Origin of the sequence: Mycobacterium sp. 1165196.3, assembly GCF_001673415.1 — a bacterium.
Lineage (GTDB): Bacteria > Actinomycetota > Actinomycetes > Mycobacteriales > Mycobacteriaceae > Mycobacterium > Mycobacterium europaeum_A.
Genome location: NZ_LZLU01000114.1, coordinates 1 through 18,305 on the forward strand (window position 1 = coordinate 1; position 18,305 = coordinate 18,305).

Sequence of the window (18,305 nt, forward strand, 5' to 3'; positions counted from 1 at the left end):
CCTTGTCATCTACTCGGCCCCGCTGACCGTCCTGGCGCTCTTGATCGCTGTCAAACTGATCTCGGTTGCGTGGTGGCGGGGGTGGCGGCGCTTCCGGCGGCGCGTTGAGCGCACTTCTCTTAACCGCCAACCTGTTTGCCGCGTCGTCACGGATGGCGCGCCGTTGCGGGTCCCAGTCGGCGTTGCCGGAAAAGCAGCCGCCCGGCGCGGCGTCGACGACGGCCAGCGCACTCGCGTAGCGTTCGTCGGCGCGTACGCGGTCCCCCGCCACCGCCGCCGCCCGTCGCCGTCGCACCCGACGGCCGGGAGATCCCGCCACGACGGCTCGACCCGGCTAACGGCGATCCCCTCGACAAGTTGCAGCAGGTGCTGCAGGATGCGGCCGGCGCCGCGCCGCCGGGGGAGTCGCCGTAAGGGTGTGTCAGTGTCGTGGCATGAACGAACCGTGTCCCTGCGGCAGCGGCGAAACCTATCCCGCGTGTTGCGGGCCCTTGCATGACGGTGAGTCGCAGGCCCGAACGGCCGAGGCGTTGATGCGCTCGAGGTATTCGGCATTTGCGCGCGGCCACGCCGACTACCTATTTCGCACCTGGCATCCGCGTACCCGGCCACCCGAGGTGACCGTCGACCCCAGCATCACCTGGACCGGTCTAGAGGTAAGCGACACCGTCGCGGGCGGGGCCGACGACAATGCCGGGGAGGTGGAATTCACCGCCCGCTACGAATCCGCCGGCCGCGCCGGCAGTCTGCATGAGCGCAGCCGCTTCGAGCGCCGCGCCGGCCGATGGTTCTATCTCGACGCCGTCGCGAAACGGTCTCTCTGATTTGGAGCGAGTGACGGGATTTGAACCCGTGTGTACGGCTTTGCAGGCCGCTGCCTAACCACTCAGCCACACCCGCACAGGTCGCAACGATGCCACCGCACGCGGCTGTTGCCCAGAGTTTGCCTCGGCGCGATCATTTCGTTGAGCCGGCCGCGGGCCAAGGACGCCAGCGAGCGTAAGTCCACTGCGAAAAACCAAGCCAATTTCCACGGTGCGCTTACGCTCGCGCTAGCGCCCGCCCTGCCTGCGCGGCCCGTCCGCGCTCGCACCCGCCGCAGCGGTTCGTCAGGCGTTTTGCTCCAAGTGTTCGGCGGTCGTTGAGCTACGACGGGCTTCCTGCGGATAAACTTGCGGTGTCGGAGTTTTAGGTGGTGGCGTGAAAGTCATTGGTGCGCAATGATCGAGTCTGGTGGCGACGCCGATCTGGCCGCGCTGGAAGTCATGCGGTCCGACGAGGATGCAGCCGCGGGTTTTCGGGAGTGGCTGGCCGCCGCACAGCGGGCCGGTCAAAGAGTGCTGAGGGAGCCAGACGGCACATACGTGCTATGGCGCCGCGACGACGTCCTCGCCGCCATACGCGATGGCGAGACTTTCGCCAGCCGCCAGGGCGAACTGATGCCCGGCAACCCGCCCTTCGGGCCTTACCGGAAAATAATGGTCGAGCTGTTGTTCACGCCGGGGAATTCGCGGGACATGCTGAGGCCCGTGCGGGGGATCATCGAAAGAATCGTCGGCGCCGTAGCGGCGAGACGGGACAGCTGCGATGGTGCGGGTGTCGCTGACGTTGTCTGGCGCGCAGCATTCGTCACGATCTGCGGGCTGCCTACAGACCTCGCTCCCGACGCGGTCAACGTCGAACTGGTGGGGGCGATCCGCCGAGCGCCACAGGGCGGCCCCGATGTGATCAGCCTTCTCGCCACCGAACCGCTCACCGACCTAGAAGTACTGGGAGTGATGGGCTCGGTGGGCCGCGGGGTGAGTTTTGCGTCACTAGCCATCAAGGCCGGATTGGCGGTGCTGGCGCGGCAGCCGATACTTCAGCGGGAGCTACGCGAAAACCCAGATCGGCAAGGCAGGTTCATCGAGGAGCTGCTGCGGTTGGATGGTGGGGCGAAGACCGTCTCACGAATCACCAGTCGCAGCATTACAATCGGCGACACGACGATCCCAGCCGCGTCCCCCGTCGAGTTGTGTGTCGGGCTGGTTCACCGTGACGAGACCGACGACATGTCGGGTCACAGCATCAAACTGAATGGTCCGCAACGTCATTGGAGTTTTGGGGGAGGCCCGCACCGTTGTCCTGCGTCGCATCTGGCCCGGGATCTGCTGAGCGCGTTCTTTGAGGTGTGGCTTGCCGAGGTCCCGTTTTTCTGGTTCGACTGGAACGGTGGCGATGTCCCCAGAGCGTGGCATCCCAAAGCCTACAGCGCTCGGCCAGCAGTGATTTTCGACGATTGGTTTCCGGTGCACGTGCCGCTCAGGTGGCGACCAGACCGGTGAGTACGGAGGGATCGGGCTTAGCGCGCAAGACGCCGCGAGCGTAAGTCCACTGCGAAAAACCAAGCCAGTTTCCGTCGTGTGCTTACGCTCGCGACTCGATGAAGGCCGGTCAGAGGCCGATGTAGACGGCCTTGGTGTTGAAGTAGGCCTCGATACCCTTGCGGCCACGCTCGCCGCCCCAGCCCGACTGCTTGTGGCCGCTGATCGGCATCGACGGGTCCGCCGCGAGGGAGGAATTCACCCAGATCTGGCCCGCGCGAAGCTCATTCACGACGCGGTGGGCGCGGGAGAGGTTCTCGGTCCAAATCGAACCGGCCAACCCGTAGTGCGTGTCGTTCGCGGCGGCGATCACCTCGTCCTCGTCGTCGAACGGGATCACACAGCCCACCGGCCCAAAGATCTCTTCCTTGATCAGGCGCATTTCGGGTGTGGTGTTGGTGATGATCGTCGCCTCGTAGAAGTAACCCTTGCGGTCCATCGGCTTGCCGCCGGTAATCACCTGCGCGCCACCGGCCACGCCGTCGTTGACGATGCCTTCGACCCGCTTGCGTTGTTTGTCGCTGATCAACGGGCCCAGCACGGAGTCCGGATCATCGCTGCCGCCCATCGGCAGCATCTGGGCGAATCCCGCGAGGCCCTCGACCACCTTGTCGTAGATGCCGCGCTGGACGTAAATGCGCGAGGTGCACGAGCAGTTCTGCCCGGAGCCGGCGAGCAGGCCCATGCCAGCGCCCATGATGGCCTTGTCGAGGTTGGCGTCGTCGAACATGATCAGCGGCGACTTGCCGCCGAGCTCGAGGGTGAGCCGCTTGAGGTTCCCCGCCGCCGCCTTCACGATCAGCCGACCGACCTCCGTCGACCCGGTGAACGAGATCTTGTCGACGTCCGGGTGCGCGGTGAGCGCGGCGCCGGTGGTCTCGCCGTAACCGGTGATGACGTTGAGAACGCCGTCGGGCAGACCCGCCTCGCGGAAGATCTCCTCCAGTTTCAGCGCGGTCAGCGGCGTCTCCTCGGCGGGCTTGAGGACCGCGCTGCATCCCGCCGCCAGCGCCGGCGCGACCTTGAGCATCGCGACGAAAAACGGTCCGTTCCAAGGGATGATGAGGCCGACGACGCCGACGGGCTCGAGCTGGGTGAAGGTGTGGTAGGTCTCCCAGGTGCCGAGCAGGCCGTCAGAGACGAGATTGGCCGACTCGCCGTGGATCTTGCCGACCCAGCCGGCGTAGTACTTCAGCATGTCTACCGAGACCGGGATGATGTGGCCCGCGGCCGTCAGGTTCATCCCGTTGTCCTGCGACTCGAGCGCGGCCAGCTCGTCTTTGCGTTCCTCGATGATGCGCGCCGCGCGGAAGAGCACGTTGGCGCGGTGCGATGCGGGCGCCTTGCGCCACACCCCCGACTCGAAGGTCTCGCGTGCCCGGGCCACGGCCGCGTCGACGGCCGCCTGGTCGGAATCGGGGACCTCCGCGATCTGCTCCTCGGTGGACGGGTTGAAGACCGCAATGGTGTTACTCAATGTTCCTCATAGCCCTTCACTCGCGGGGAATGCTGTCGTCGCCCGACAGAGGTTACGCGCTTAACCAAGGGGTGTCCAGTACGCATCGAAGACCGCGGCGAGCCTGCAACCTAGGTGGATTCCGCTGGTCACCGCCATGGCGAACAGGAACCGAGGCCCGCGGGGCGCGACTTTGACCCCTGCCCGAACCCCCGCCTGGACGGCTAGATTGACCCCTATGCGGGTTGTTCGTCTGTTCGGCGCGGTCCTGACGATCCTCGTAGCGGGGCTGCTCTGGGCAACCCCGGCCGGGGCGCAGCCCCCGTTCAAGCTCACCGACCACATCACCGACAGCACCGGCGTGCTGACGGCTTCCGACCGGGCAGCGGTCAGCGAAGCGCTCGACCGGCTCTACCGCGATCGGCACATTCAACTGTGGGTCGTCTACGTCGACAACTTCAACAGGTTCAAACCCGACAACTGGGCCGATAAGACACGCAGCGCCAGCGGGATCGGCGACCACGACGCGTTGCTGGCCGTCGCCACCAACACCAAGCTGTACGCGTTCAGCGTGCCCCCACAGGTGCCGGGCCTGACACCGGCAGAGTTGAACAGCTTGCGCAGCAACCAGATTGAACCCGTGCTCGGCGCCAAGAACTGGGGTGGTGTGGCGGTCGCGGCGGCCGACGGGCTGGACAAATCGGCCAGCTCGCCCAAGGCGGCTGGCTCGTCAAAGTCGAGCTGGCTGCCGGTCGCGATCGGCGTCATCGCCGTCGTGGTCGTCCTGCTGCTGTTGCTTCTGCTGTTTCGCGCACGCCGCCGCCGGCGCGCGAGCACTACCGGTGGACAGGTGGCCGTGGACGGCGGCGATCCTCCGTTGCAGCAGGCGTTGTCGACCGCCGACGCCAGGGTGCGCCAGATCTCTGACTATGCCGCCAGGCATCGCGCCACCATCGGATCCGAGGCCCAGGCCAGGCTCGACGACGCGAAACGGCACCTGGCAGCGGCGCGCGACAAGGAAGCGGGCAACCAGGACGAAGCGATTGCTTACGCCAACCGGGCATCGACGCTGGCCGCGCAGGCGCAAACGCTGGCCAATGCCGATGTGCTCGCCGCGCACCGCACGCCGCGACGACGCGGCAACGCGTCGACCCGGTGATCGCCGAAAGAGAGCCGCGTAGCTATCGATAGCTTGCACGCAGCAGCGCCACCGCCTGTTCGACGGTGTCCTCGATATTTCGCGTCGCGTCGACCCGCAGCACGGAGCGTTGCTCGTCGGGAGGCGTGAAAGCGGCTCGCAGCTCAGGCCACAACTCGATGCGCGCATCCGAGACGACGCCTCGCTCGGTGGCGCGACGCTCGAGACGCGCCATCAGCGTGGCGTCGTCCGCGTCGCACAGGACCACGTGAAGATCGGCGCCGAGTCGATGTGCAAGCTTTTGCATCCGGGCCCGCTCGGCCGGATTGCCGAACGTGGCGTCGACGACCACGCCGCGGCCGCGGCGTAACCAGCGGCCCGCGTCGCGGCGCAGCGCAGCGTATGTAGTCCGCGTCGTTGCGGGGTCGTAGAGACCGGAGCCGAACGCATCGGTGCCACGCTGGGTGGGTTCGATTCCCGCCATCCTCTTGCGCGCCACGTCCGACGAGAGGTGCACCAGCCCGAATCGGCCGGCGAGAGAGCGCGCCAATGTCGTTTTGCCGCTTGCCGGAAGGCCCATGGTGACCACCATCGGTGGTCGTGGCAGGCCACCCGCATGCGCCCAGGCCAGGTCGAAGTAGGCCCGCGACTCCGCGATGAGTTGATGCCCTTCACCATCGGGAGTCTGTTCGGTTTGGGCCAGCCGTAGGCTGCGGACCTTGCCGCGAACGTAGGCGCGATAGCACGTGTAGAAGTCGAGCAGGCTGGGCAAGCCATCGTCGCCGCTGGCCCGGACATAGGAGTCGACGAAGGCCCAGGCCAGGTCCGCGCGTCCGTGATACTCGAAATCCATGGCCAGAAACGCCACCTCCGAGGCCAGGTCGGCGCACCGATAGCGCGGCGCGAACTGCAAGCTGTCGAACAGCAGGATCTGGCCGTTGTCGATGCAGATGCTGGCGGCGTGCAGGTCACCATGCCCATCCCGGACGTGACCTTCCGTGACCCGTTGTCGAAGCAACGGCGCGTTGCTGCGCACGAACTGGTCCACGTACGTGCGGATGTCCTCGTTGACGTCGCGCGAGATGGTTCGGCCGATGAAAGGTGCCATCTGGTCGAAGTTTTCCCGCCAATTCGCTATCACGCTGGGCGCGCTGCCGTACTCATCGATGTCCGGGCCGGTCTCGGCCCTGTCGTGAAGCTTGGCCAGGGTGCGACCAATTCGACGCGCGAGACGGATGTCAACGTCACCGCGCGCGAGCTTGGCGGGCAGCATGCCCTCCTCCGGTAGGCGCCGCATCCACACGGCCGGCTCGCCCGACCCCGGTTCACCGCCGATGCGGTAGTGGCCTTTTCGCTCGGCGACCTCGACGACTCCCAGATACATCTGCGGGCTGAACCGCCGATTGAGGCGCAGCTCCTCTGCGCAGTCGGCGCGGCGGCGCTCGACGGTGGTGAAGTCCAGGAAGCCGAGGTTCACCGGCTTCTTGAGCTTGTAGGCGTAACTGCCGGCGAGCAGGACCCACGAGCTGTGCGTTTCGTGGAGACGCACATCGTCGGCCGGCGGGTCGTAGGCATCGGGTCGCAGCAGATCGGCGACGATCCGCGGGCGGCCGTCGGGTCCGGTCGGGTCGAAGGCGTGCGTCATGGTCTCGCCGAACGATTGCAGGCGCTCTGGCCGCCCGTCAAGGGCTTTCGTATCCTGGCCGAACGTCGGCGGGCACCAGCGAGTGCGTGACGTCCACGCCGTCGAAGGTGACTGTGTGGGCGGCATGCCGCAGGGGCTCGATGGTGCCGCCCTGGTGCACGACAGCGCCGCCGCCGGTGGGGATTCCGAGGCCGGTCACCGATCCGTCGAGCAGCTGAATTGTTCGCGAGAGTCGCGTCCATTTGGCCCGCTCGTCGTGCGCGTCGATGATCATCGGCACCAGATTGAACAGGGTGAGCAGCTCGGTCGCGGAAGTTTCTGGTGCGTCGGCTAGTTCGTGGCGTCCGAGCTGGACGGCACCGGCCGAGACACCAACGAGGACAGCTCCTTTGGCGTACCGGTCCAGAATCACGTCCTTCATGCGCGTTTTCTCGAACGTAGTCCAGCCACGACGCACATCGCCGCCGGCGAGGACGATCAACTGTGCTCGCTCCAGGAAAGCGCGGTCGTGAGGTCCGAAGGACGAACGGACCATCCGGCGGTCGGTGAGGCCCATGGCATCCATTGCGGCTTCGAAGATTTCGTAGAACTCCAGACGATCGCCGTTGGAGGCGCCGACGTAGGCGGCGCTCGGCGGCTCGTCGCGTGCCAATCCATCGAGCGCTTCTTCGAGAAGGAGCCGGTCGTGACGCTTCCAGAACAGCAGCTGGCTGTCCGCCAGCAAGTAGAGCGGTTGACGTTGCGGCGCCGTCACTTCGGCTGGTCTTTGCCGGTGAGCTCGTCGAAGCGCGCCAGCGCGGCGTCGAGGTCCGCCTCGTCGAATACCTCGCAGCGGTTGATCCGGTCGCCGTCGAGAGTAAAAAGACTTATCTCGAGCCACTCGGCATCGAAGCCGTCCGGTGACGTCCCATGCGTCGACTGGGTGACGACAGCTCCGAGATCACTCAGCCGATGCACCGCATAGACGTAGATCTTCGCCTGCGGCGCCACCTGCCACGTGGCATGGATGTATGGAACGAGGTCACCCGGCGAAAACGCTCGACCCCGCCGGTGGTCTAGGTTCACCCAGTCTGGCGCCGTCAATGGAAGCTTGTGTTCGTTGAACGCGGCGAAATCTCGCAACAGTGTCGACCACGTACGCCCATGGGCGGCTGTTTCGATTGCTAGATAACGCGTTTCGAGTTCTTCGAAAGCGCGGTCGATGTCGTCGACATCGAAGAATACGTGTGCCGCAATCCGCCCGGCGGAGTCGACCTCGGTGACTCCCAAAATCTCGACCACAAATTCCCCCGGTTGTAAGCCGTGGTCATAGGAACGCACACGAATGAGGGCGAGGCGCTCGCCGCGTGTCGCAATGACCGTCAGAGCTACCCGCGCGAGGCCCTCTTCTAAAGCTTGCATGTTTTTCAGCATGGCATCGCGACCGTCCCAGAACCCGACATTCACCACTCTCCGGTGATCCTCGACGAAGCTGTTGTCGGCCAAAATCTCGGCTGCAGCGGCCCAATCGCGGGCCGCCGAGTGCGCAAAGAGAAGGTGTTCCGCCCGGCTCGCCGCATTCTCCAGTCGCTGCGTGGGGCGGTGCAGCTCATCGAACTTCGCGAGCGCTTTGTCGAGGTCTGCCTCGTCGAAGACCTCGATGCGGCTAAGCAGGTCGCCCTCGACCGTAATCACGTAGGTCAACCGCAATTCCGCGTCGAAGCCCTCTTGCGAGAGCATCTTCAGCACTTGGGTGGTGACGGCTCCGAGGCCGCTGAGCTGATGCACGGCTTCGATGTAGGCGCTGCTATCCGACATGAGGTCCCACATGGCACCAACGGAGGTGGCCAGATCAACATCGTCGATCGATACGAGCGGTCGATGATCGATGTAAACCGGGTCCGGCGTCGTCGCGGGAAGCTCGTGGCGATTGAATTGGGCGTTGGCGCCGATCACCACCGACCACGTATCGGCGTGATTGGCTGCTTCCCCGGCAAGGTAACGGCTTTCGAGCTCCGCGAAGGCGGCGTCGACGTCTTCGAGATCGAAAATGACGTCCGCCGCGACGCGCCTGTCGAAATCGAGCTCGACAATGTTCAGTGCGTCGTTTGCAATCGCTTCCGGGTCGCTGCCCGAAACGCGAACACGGAGCAGCGCGAGGCGTGCGCCACGAGTCGCTATGACGCTCGGCATCGTCAAGGTGAACCCGACCTCAGCGAGCGCCCTCGTGCTTTCGATATTGGCTTTCCGGCCGCTGATAACCCCGGCATTCACTACTCGCCGACGGTCGTCGACGGAGATGTTTTCGGCGGTTAGCTCGGCGAGGGCGTCCCAGTCACGGCCGCTCAAGTACTCACAAATACGCTCGTACGCTTGGCTTGCCGCGTTTTTCAGGGCCGGCCGACTGAGCTCGTCGAACCGGGCGAGCGCGGCGTCGAGGTCTGCCTCGTCAAAAATCTCGGCCCGTCTGATCAAATCACCTTCGATCGTCAGGATGTTGATCGCCCGCCACTCGCCCTCGAAACCGTTCTGCGATGTCCCCTTGGCCGCATAGGTGATGGCCGCTCCGAGATGGTTGAGCCGGTGCACGGCCTCGATGTAGATGTTCAGATTCGGCGCAAGCTCCCACGAAGCGCGAAGGTTTGCGATCGCGTCCCCGGACGCAATTGTGGTCACGTGCCGACGGTCGATGTCGACGAAGTCTGGCGTTGTCGCGAAAAGCTCGTGCCGGTTCATGGCGGCATAGGCACTAGAGATTACGGACCAGGTGTGCGCCTGCGCGGCTGCTTCTCCTGCCAGGTAACGGGTTTCAAGCTCTTCGAAGGCTCCGTCAACGTCTTCGGGGTCAAATACGACAGTAGCCGCACATCGGCTGTCGTCGTTGACCTGTACGACGGACAGCGCGGCAGCCTGCGATGCCGTGGGTAGCGAATCTTGGCTTGCAAAGGTGAAACGCAGGATTGCGAGGCACTCTCCACGAGTCGCAACGGTGGTCGCCCGGACATCGGACTTCCAAACTTCGGCGGTGGCGCGCCAATTCGCCATCTCAACGTCTCGACCGCGGCGGATTCCGGCGTTTATGCCTCGACGACGGTCGTCCGACAAGAAAGCTTCATCGACCAGGCCCGCCATCGCCTCCCAATCGCGAGCGGCGAAGTACGCCAGGAATTGCCCGACCGCCAAGGTCGCTCGGTTCTCCAATCGCGGTGCCGGCCGGCTGAGTTCCTTCAACCGCGCGATGGCGGCTTCCGTGTCTGTCTCGTCGAAGACTTCGCAACGGGTGAGTCGACCATCATCGACGAGGTGAAGCATCACCATGCGCCATTCGACTCCCACGCCGTCCGGCGAGGACCCGTGTGCATAGTTGGTGATCACCGCTCCACGACTGTTGATTTCGTGCACGGCTTCGATATGGACCTTGAAGTCAGGCGTGAGATCAAAGAGCGTGTGGACGGCCGAAGTCATATCGCTGGCGGTGAACGGCGTGCCCCGGCGGTGGTCGACCGTCACCCAATCCTCTGGGGGATATTCATGCCGGTTGAACATCGCGTGCACGCCGGCGACCGCTGCCCACGTGTCTGCGTGAGCGGCCGCTTCGCCTGCGACGTAACGGGCATCGAGTTCGGCGATGGCGGCATCGAAGTCGTCCGCATCGAAGGATACGAGCGCGGTCATTCGTCGGTCGGTGTTGATTTCGACGATGGCGAGCACGTTTGTGAGGAATGGACCTTGACCGGTGCCTGAAAAGTCCATGCGGGCGCGCAAAAGCACGAGGCGTTCACCGCGCGTTGCCATGACGGTCGACGTCATGTTCGTCAACCCCAGGTCGGCGATCGCTCGCATGTCCGCGATCTGGGCGTCTCGACTCTCCCGGACTCCGGCGCCCACTACCCGACGCGGATCGTTACTGACGAAGCCGTCGGCCAGGATTTCGGCCATCGCGACCCAGTCACGAGCGGCGTACAGCGCTGTAAAGCGCTCGGCTACTTGGCTTGCCGCATTCTCCGGTCGCCGGGCCGCCGCCTGAATCGCGTCGAAGCGGGCAAGGGCCTCCTCGAGGTCTGCCTCGTCGAAAAGCTCGGTGCGGCTGATTCGGTCGCCGTCGAACAACACAACGTCGACTACCTGCCACTCGGCGTCGAAACCCGCCGGGGAGGTCCCGATTGCCACGTGGGTGACCACGGCGCCACGACCGCTCAGCCGGTGCACAGCCGCGATGTAGATGCGGGCCCGCGGCGAAAGTTCCCACGTCGCATGGAGAAACGCCTCCAGGTCGCCCGCACCGATCGGTGCGAGTCGCCGGTGGTCGATGTTTACCCAATCAGGTGTCGTCGCCGGTATCTCCCGGCGGCTGAGTGCCGCGAAAGCCTCTGTCATGAGCGACCAGGTGCGGGAGTTGGAGGAGGCCTCGCCGGCCAGGTAACGCGAATCGAGTTCGGCGACAGCGGCGTCGAAGTCGTCGCCATCGAACACGACGCGTGCCAAGACCCGGTTTTCGGCATCGATCTCGATGAGACCGAGCACCTCGCTGTGAAATGCGGCGGGTCCTTGCTCGGGGCCAAAGAACCGAGTACGACCGAGGAAGAGGCGCTCGCCCCGCGTGGCGATAACGTCTGAAACTATCTTCTGGATGCCGACGTCAGCCCACGCCCGCATATTGTCGATATCGACCTCTCGACCCAGTTGGACTCCCGCGCCCACCACGCGACGACGATCGTCACTAGTAAACCCGTCGGCCGTCATCTCCGCCATCGAATCCCAGTCGCGGGCCGCGAAGTACGCCAGGAATCGGTCGTCGATTTGGCTCGCTTTGTTTTGCAGTTGCCGCGGGCGTGGATGCAGCTGATCGAACCTCGCGATCGCGGCGCCCAGGTCTGCCTCATCGAAGATTTCCAAGCGGTTGACCAAATCACCTTCGATAGTAAGGACGCTGATCCCTCGCCACTCGGCTTCAAAACCTTCTCGCGAGGTTTCGTGCGTCACATTGGTAACCACCGCCCCTAGGTCGTCCAGTCGATGCACCGCCTCTATGGAGTTGCTCAGGTACGGCGTGGCGAGCCAATTGTTTAGTGATGCAGAGACATGGCCAGGGGCGAACGATATCCCTCGCCGATGATCGATGTTCACCCAATCTGCTGTCGTCGCTGGATGCTCACGCCGATTCAGCGCGGCGTAGGCCCCCTTGATTACAGACCACGCGCGCGCGTGGGCCATCGCTTCGCCAGCCATGTATCGGGCGTCGAGTTCGGCGACGGCGGCGTCGAAGTCTTCCATGTCGTATGAGACGACCCTGGCGATTCGGTCATCGGCGTCAACCTCGAAGACATTAAGGGCATCATTTTGGACCCCGCCGGGATCGGAGCCGGTGGCGCGACTCCGCGCGAGGACGAGACGTTCTCCACGGATCGCGATGGCGCTCACCATCGAGATCGTGAACCCGACTCCGGCGGCGGCCTGCAAGTCTCGGATCACATCGTCCCGACCGTGCTGGGTATCAGCACTGACGACCCGCCGATGGTCAATGCCGACATAGTCGTCAGCCACCGTTTGAGCCATGGCATCCCAGTCGCCAGCCGCGAAGTGCGACCAGACATGTTTGAATACGCGCGAGGCCGCGTTCTCCAGCTCCGGCGTCGGCCGGCCGAGCTCCTCAAACCTCGTGATGGCGGCATCGATGTCCGCCTCGTCGAAGACCTCCGTCCGGTGAATCACGCCGCCCGCGACCGCAAGAACCGCGATCCCGCGCCACTCCGCCCTCAATCCCTCTTCCGAAAACTCTTGTGCCGCATAGGTGATCACCGTCCCGGCATCGCTCAGCCGATGCACTTGCTCGACATAGATATTGGTGTCCTGTCGAAAGTCCCACCCGGCGTTGATGTATGCGGATACATCGCCGGGCCCGAACGCCGTCTCGCGTCGATGGTCGACATTGACACAATCGGGCGAAGTAAGTGGCGGCTCATGCCGGTTGAGCGCGGCGTAACTACGCGCTACGGCCGACCACGTACGTGCACACGACGCCGCTTCGCCGGCCAGGTAGCGGGTGTCGAGTTCAGCCATGGCGGCGTCGAAGTTTTCCAGGTCGAACACCATGACCGCCTTGATCCGCTCGTCGGCGTCGATCTCGAGGAGGTTGAGCACATCAGTTTGGAACGCCGCAGAGTGCACGCGAGTGAGGGTGAGGCGCTCGCCGCGGGTCGCAACCGTGGTCGACGTTAGGTTGTCCGGAGCGAAGTCGACCAGCACTCGCCAGTTGGCGACGTTGGCGTCTCGGCCTTGGATGACCTCGGCGGCCACAACGCGACGTCGGTCATAGGTTGAAACGTCTTCGGCGTAAAACTCTGCAATAGCGGGCCAGTCGCCAGCCGCCAAGTGGTTAAGGAAATGCTCGACCACGCGGGTCGCAGCGTTCTCCAGCCGTCGCGCGCGCCGGTCGAGCTCCTCAAACCTTGCGATCGCGGCACCGAGGTCTGTCTCGTCGAAGAGCTCCGAGCGGTCTATCAGGTCGCCTTTCACCGTCGAAACGCCGACCTCCCGCCATTCGGCGTCGAAGCCCTCGCGCGAGATCCCTTGGTACACGCGCGTGACGACCGCTCCCAAGGCGGTCAGTCGATGCACAGCCTCGATGTAGATGTTGACGCCCGGCGTCAGTAGGTCCCACGTGACTTTGAGGTACGCCGCAAGGTCGCCCGGCGCAAATGCTCTCGCTTTCCGGTGGTCGAGGTTGACCCAGTCAGGCGTCGTGGGCGGTGGTTCGCGTCGGTTAACCGCGGCGTACGCCCGCGTGATGACTGACCAAGTTCGCGCGTGCGGCGCGCCTTCGCCCGCAAGGTACCGGCGGTCGAGCTCAGCGATAGCGGCGTCGAAGTCGTTGAGGTCGAATGCGGCCATTGCCGCAATCTGCTCTGTGGTGTCGATTTCGACTATTTGTAGGAAATCGACGCGGAACGCGCCCGGTTCCAGGCCGCTTCGCGAGTAGCGGGCACGAACGAGGGCGAGGCGTCCTCCACGGGTTGCGACGGTGTCTGACGTTGCGTCCGTCACCTCAATGTCGGCGGCCGACCGGTAGTCTTCTAGCGCGGCACCCGGGCCGCGTCGAATCCCCGCGCCTACCACAGAACGACGATCGTCGCCGTAGTAGTCGTCTGCGAGAAGCTCGGTTATCGCATCCCAGTCGCGGGCCGCGAAATGCGCGTGCAGTCGCTCGTATGCCCGCGTCGCGGCATTCGCCAGCGGCGCTCGAGAAGGTATCTCCTCAGGTCGGGCGTATGCATTAGTAAGTTCCGCCATCGCGGCGTCCATGTCGTCGACGTCGAACCACACCTGCAGGCAGATCTGGCCATCTTCATCGATGCCATACAGCAGGACGAATTCGTCCTGCGGTGCCCCAGGGGTCGCGTCGTCCGCGCCTATCACCAGTCGAGCGAGCGCTAGACGCTCACCTCGGACGGCGACAATCCTTTGGCTGAGCCGCATGGGGACTGTCTCTAAAACCCGCCTGTTCACGCGTGGAAATTCGCCCGGTGGGACGTCTATTTGTCCAAAGCCGACTATCTTGCGGCGGCTCTCGATCAATCCGTCTGGCGCGAACAACTGCTCGAATTCGTCCCAAGCCTCACGATTAATGGCGGCCACCACGCGTTCGCCGACTCGGACGCACGCATTGTCGAGTTCGACAACTGGCGCCTCGGGCGGAGCCGGTGCGGGCGGAACGGCACTTTCGCCGAGAACGGCCCGCGCCATGTCCGCAAGCGCCGCAGCGCCTTTGCGTTCGTACAAATCGACCGCTTGCCCTGCGGCGGTTCGTGCCGCCGCCATGTCGCCGCCACGCCCCAAAACCGTTGCCAGCGTCAGGCACGCGTCGCCGTGATCGACCAGGGCGTCGGTGCGCTCGGCCAAAGTCACCGCGGCCTCGGCGACCTGGCGGGCCGCATCGTAGTCGTCGCCGCGGGCCAGCAAGTGTGCCCGCAGCGTGCGCCACGCGATCGACGCCTTCAGCGCGTGCCCGGCCAAACGCTCACTTTCCGTGCACAATTCGGCGGCCTCAGACTCGCGGTCGAGGGCAAGGCATGCGCGGCCCAGCAGTGCCGCGGTCTCGGCGGTGTCGGCGTCCAGCCCCATACGACGAAAACCGTTGTAGGCCTTGCGTAGATGAGTCTCCGCCGCGGCTGGGTCATTGCCGATGAGTTCGACGATGCCGGCAAACTGCTCGACTTCCAGCAGCGCGTGGCGCAGGCCGAGCTCGGTGACCGTGCGCCGGGCCGAATCGATCATCCGCCGGGCCGCGGCCGTACGGCCGCGGAACGCCTCGAGCACGGCCTGGCATCGCGTGGAGGTCGCCTCGACGGCGGGGGAGTCGGTCGTGATCCGAAGCAGCCGAACCACATCCAGGCACCGGCCGCCCGCGCGCGGAACCGGATTAGGGCCCCACAGCGCCGCCAGGGGTGCGCCCGCCAAGACCGCGTTCACCCGGCGATGTTCGCGGGCCCGCCGCGCCGCGGTCAGGGCGTCATCGAGGGCAACTTCGCAGTCACCGATGCGGCCAAGACGGGCGAGGCACCCGGCGCGCACGGTGTGCGCCTTGGCTTCTCCAGCGGGGTCGTCCAGTTCGGCGAGTTTGGCGGCGGCCGCGCCCAACGCGGTTTCGACCTCGTCGAGCCGTTCGGGGTGAATTAACATGGTCAGCTGACCATCGAAACATGTCGCCCACGCCGCTAGCCGGGCCGAATCCACTGTCGCGGCTTGCAATTGAGAGACCGCACCGGCCGCGGAGGCCACGTCACCGGCGGCCAGCAGAGCCTCGCAACGCGCGACCAATAGCTCAACGGTCTGGTCGTCGCGGTCGGGGAGCTCGTCGTCGATCTCCTCCAGCGCGTGCAGGGCGCGGTGGTAAAGGTCAGCGGCGCCCTCGTAGGCGAGTCGTGCCATCGCCTGATCTGCGGCACGCCGACAGTAGAACACCGCCTTGGCCGCGTTCCCCGCCCACGCACACTCGAAATAGTGATGAGCCAGTTCGGCCAGCAGCTCGTCCTCGGCGCCCGGCGACGTCTCCAAGGTGGTGGCGATGCGCTGGTGCAATCGCATGCGCCGCACCGACGCCAGCTCGGCAAGCAGAGACTGCCGGACGATGGCGTGGTTGAACCGGTAGAACCCGCCGGGCTCTTCGATGACGATGCCCGCTTGACGCGCCTCGTCGAACGCGTCGACGAGGTCGGTGCCGACCACCTGTTCGACCAGCTCCACAGCAAAGCGGCTGCCGATCACCGCGGCGGCGGCAAGGGCTTTGTTGGTCTCGACCGGCAGCCGAGAAAGCCTGCGGCTCACTGCTTCCCGTACACCCTGGGGCAGGGTGCTCTGGTCCCACACGCCGCCACTCTCATCGACGTGACGCAGGGCCTCGATGAGGAAGAAGGGGTTGCCGCCGGTAACCGAGGCCAGCGCGTGGGCGAGTTCCTCATCGTCGTAGCCCGCCTCGGCGACGTAGGTGGTCACGTCGTCCTCGTCGAGGCCGCCGAGGTTGAGCCGATTGGCAGTGCCATCTCGGTGTAGGTCGGCGAGCGTCGCCGCCAGAGGATGGGCCCGGTCGAGGTCGGTGCTGCGGTAGGTACCGACGATTTGGACGCGGGCGTGGTCGCCGAAGCGCAGCAAATGCCGCAGGAGCAGCAGCGTCGGTTTGGCCGCCCAGTGCAGGTCGTCGAGAACCAGAAGGACCGGCGCGCTCGTCGACGCGGTTTCCAGCAGAGCGACGACGGCATCGAAAAGCGCGTAGCGCTCCGTGTCGGGATCCGAGTGGGCGGGGCGGACGAGATCGGGCACGACATCGGCCAGCCCGGGCACCAGTGACAGCAACGCCTCGACGCCGCGCAGCCCCCTCAGCCGGTCGGGTCCCATGCAGGGCACCAGCGAACGCAACGCTTCCGCGAACGGCTGATAGGGCGCGCCGAGGTCCTCGTCGCACCGGCCGTACAACACGACCGCTCCGAGCTCGTACGCCCGCTGCGACCATTCGCCGGCCAGCCGCGTCTTGCCGACACCGGGCTCGCCGGCGATCAGCACCGTGCGGACGCCGCCGGCCAGCGTGCTCTGCCATGCGGACAGCAGCCCCTCGAGTTCGCGGCCGCGTCCGACGAATGGCCCCGGACCGACGAGTACCGCCGGAAGGCCGGGACGCTCGAGGGGCGCCGCTTCGTCCGTATGCGATTCCGGTTGTTCCACACCGGTTTCCAGGCGCAGTTCGAAGACATGCTCCGGGCGCGCGAGGTTTTTCAGCTGACGCATCCCCAGATCGGTGAGCAACACGTCGTCGGCCAACGTGTCGATGACGAGCTCGGCCGTCGCGCCGGAGCACAGGATCTGGCCACCCTCGGCCAATGACCGCAGCCGCGCGACCCGGTTGACGGCCCGGCCGAAGTAGTCGCCGTCGCGAAGCTCGACCTCGCCGGTGTGCAATGCCATCCGCACACGGATGGGATCGCGCGAGGCCCACGGCTCATGCGCGATCGCGTCCTGCAGCTCCACAGCGGCGGAGGCGGCCGCGGAGGGCCGGTCGAACACCGAGAACGTCGCGTCCCCTTCGCCGCGCGTTTTGATCAGCCGTCCTCCCCGCGACGTGACGACTTGTTCCACGAGCTCGTCGTGGCGCGCGAGCGCCACCGCCATGGCGTCGGCGTCGGCCTCCCAGGCAGCCGTCGACCCCTCGATGTCGGTGAGCAGGAAGGTGACCGCGCGCGTCACCGACGGAGCATGTTGTGCCACAGCCACATCCAGCGACGCGTCCTGCGCGACGATCGCGGCCTCGAGTCGGCGGAGATTCGGGCCGGGATCCACCCCGAGTTCGTCGGCGAGCAGCGATCGCGCTCGCTGATAAGCGCCGAGGGCCTCGCCCTGCCGGCCGGCCCGGTAGAGGGCGAGCATCAGCTGACCCCATCGCCTTTCCCGCAGCGGGGCCTCAGCCACCGCCGCCTCGAGATCGCCGATGACTTCGGCGGCGCGGCCCGTGGCCAGCAGTGCGTCCGCGCGATCTTCGACCAGCGCGGCATGGCTCTCGATCCACCGCGTCTTTTCCGAAGTTCCGGGCCGGCCATCGGGAAGTTCGGGGATCCCGCGCCAAAGGGCAAGGGCCTCCTCGAACCGTGCCACCGCTTGGCTGGTGTCGCCAGCGGCGGCGGCGTCGCGCCCCAGCCGGGCCGCCGACTTGTAGCGCGAGGCGTCGATCTCGCTGTCGGCCAGAACCCAACCGGCCCCCTGGGTCAGGACAAAGCCGTCACCCAGGGCGCGGCGTAACGAGGAGATGTGGGTCTGCAGGGCCTTGGCCGCGGTGCGCGGCGGCTCCTCGCCCCAGAGCAGTTCGACGAGGGTGTCGGCCGGCACGACGGAGCCGCCGTGCAGTCCCAGCATCGTGAGGATGGCGCGCGGTTTCGCGCCCGGTATAGCGACGGGCGTCCCGTCTTGCCGGACCTGGAGAGGTCCCAACACCCCCAGTTCCACCGATGAAAGCGTACTCACGTCAGCTATCTTCGGCGGGACAATTCAATACCTGGTCAAGATCGGGTAAAGGCACGCTGCCTGCAGTTCTTGAATGCAAGCAATCTGACGTGAGCGCGAAGTATGTTGGCCAGCTACTGAGCGGGTACACGCCCACTCGTGCACGAGGAAACTCAGGGCAGGGATGGAGTGTCGCCTTCCAGACATCGCCGTCGACCCGACCCGTTACCGTTGATGCCC

General features: G+C 65.5%; 7 protein-coding genes, 1 tRNA gene and 1 pseudogene. 3 read left to right on the forward strand and 6 right to left on the reverse strand.

What is annotated here, in order from left to right:
- Positions 1-271 (reverse strand): annotated as a pseudogene (locus A5659_RS28510) (hypothetical protein); the annotation flags it as partial.
- Between the two features lie 163 nt (positions 272-434).
- Here A5659_RS28510 and A5659_RS12295 point away from each other — a divergent pair.
- Positions 435-824, forward strand: a complete 390-nt coding sequence (locus A5659_RS12295; RefSeq protein ID WP_067181363.1) for a YchJ family protein — start codon at positions 435-437, stop codon at positions 822-824.
- Between the two features lie 2 nt (positions 825-826).
- On the opposite strand, the gene A5659_RS12300 is transcribed toward A5659_RS12295, so the two are convergent.
- Positions 827-900, reverse strand: a tRNA-Cys gene (locus tag A5659_RS12300).
- Between the two features lie 320 nt (positions 901-1,220).
- On the opposite strand from A5659_RS12300, the gene A5659_RS12305 reads away from it, so the two are divergent.
- Complete coding sequence (locus tag A5659_RS12305; RefSeq protein WP_067181366.1) at positions 1,221-2,324, forward strand: cytochrome P450; 1,104 nt, start codon at positions 1,221-1,223, stop codon at positions 2,322-2,324.
- Between the two features lie 109 nt (positions 2,325-2,433).
- On the opposite strand, the gene A5659_RS12310 is transcribed toward A5659_RS12305, so the two are convergent.
- The gene (locus tag A5659_RS12310) at positions 2,434-3,840 is read right to left on the reverse strand and encodes an aldehyde dehydrogenase family protein (protein WP_067181368.1); all 1,407 of its coding nucleotides are present in this window, start codon (positions 3,838-3,840) and stop codon (positions 2,434-2,436) included.
- Positions 3,841-4,057: 217 nt separating this feature from the next.
- Between A5659_RS12310 and A5659_RS12315 the strand changes: the two genes are divergently transcribed.
- On the forward strand, positions 4,058-4,978 hold the full coding sequence (locus A5659_RS12315) for a YgcG family protein (RefSeq protein ID WP_067181372.1): 921 nt from the start codon (positions 4,058-4,060) through the stop codon (positions 4,976-4,978).
- 22 nt (positions 4,979-5,000) lie between these two features.
- Here A5659_RS12315 and A5659_RS12320 read toward each other — a convergent pair whose 3' ends face one another.
- The 3 genes from A5659_RS12320 to A5659_RS12330 are packed head-to-tail and all read right to left on the reverse strand — an operon-like array spanning position 5,001 to position 18,068.
- Positions 5,001-6,602 (reverse strand): bifunctional aminoglycoside phosphotransferase/ATP-binding protein, encoded by a 1,602-nt coding sequence (locus tag A5659_RS12320; RefSeq protein WP_067181376.1) that lies wholly within the window; start codon positions 6,600-6,602, stop codon positions 5,001-5,003.
- 37 nt (positions 6,603-6,639) lie between these two features.
- A complete protein-coding gene (locus tag A5659_RS12325; RefSeq protein ID WP_066869517.1) occupies positions 6,640-7,356 on the reverse strand; it encodes a Type 1 glutamine amidotransferase-like domain-containing protein in 717 nt (238 codons plus the stop codon).
- The gene (locus tag A5659_RS12330; protein ID WP_082976041.1) at positions 7,353-18,068 is read right to left on the reverse strand and encodes a BTAD domain-containing putative transcriptional regulator; all 10,716 of its coding nucleotides are present in this window, start codon (positions 18,066-18,068) and stop codon (positions 7,353-7,355) included. The genes A5659_RS12325 and A5659_RS12330 overlap by 4 nt, the downstream gene beginning before the upstream one ends.
- Between the last annotated feature and the right edge of the window lie 237 nt (positions 18,069-18,305).

Excerpts from the sequence above, each read along its gene's own strand:
- A5659_RS12320 (WP_067181376.1), bottom strand. The coding sequence starts at position 6,602 with ATGACGCACGCCTTCGACCCGACCGGACCCGACGGCCGCCCGCGGATC.
- A5659_RS12295 (WP_067181363.1), top strand. The coding sequence starts at position 435 with ATGAACGAACCGTGTCCCTGCGGCAGCGGCGAAACCTATCCCGCGTGT.
- A5659_RS12315 (WP_067181372.1), top strand. The coding sequence starts at position 4,058 with ATGCGGGTTGTTCGTCTGTTCGGCGCGGTCCTGACGATCCTCGTAGCG.
- A5659_RS12305 (WP_067181366.1), top strand. The coding sequence starts at position 1,221 with ATGATCGAGTCTGGTGGCGACGCCGATCTGGCCGCGCTGGAAGTCATG.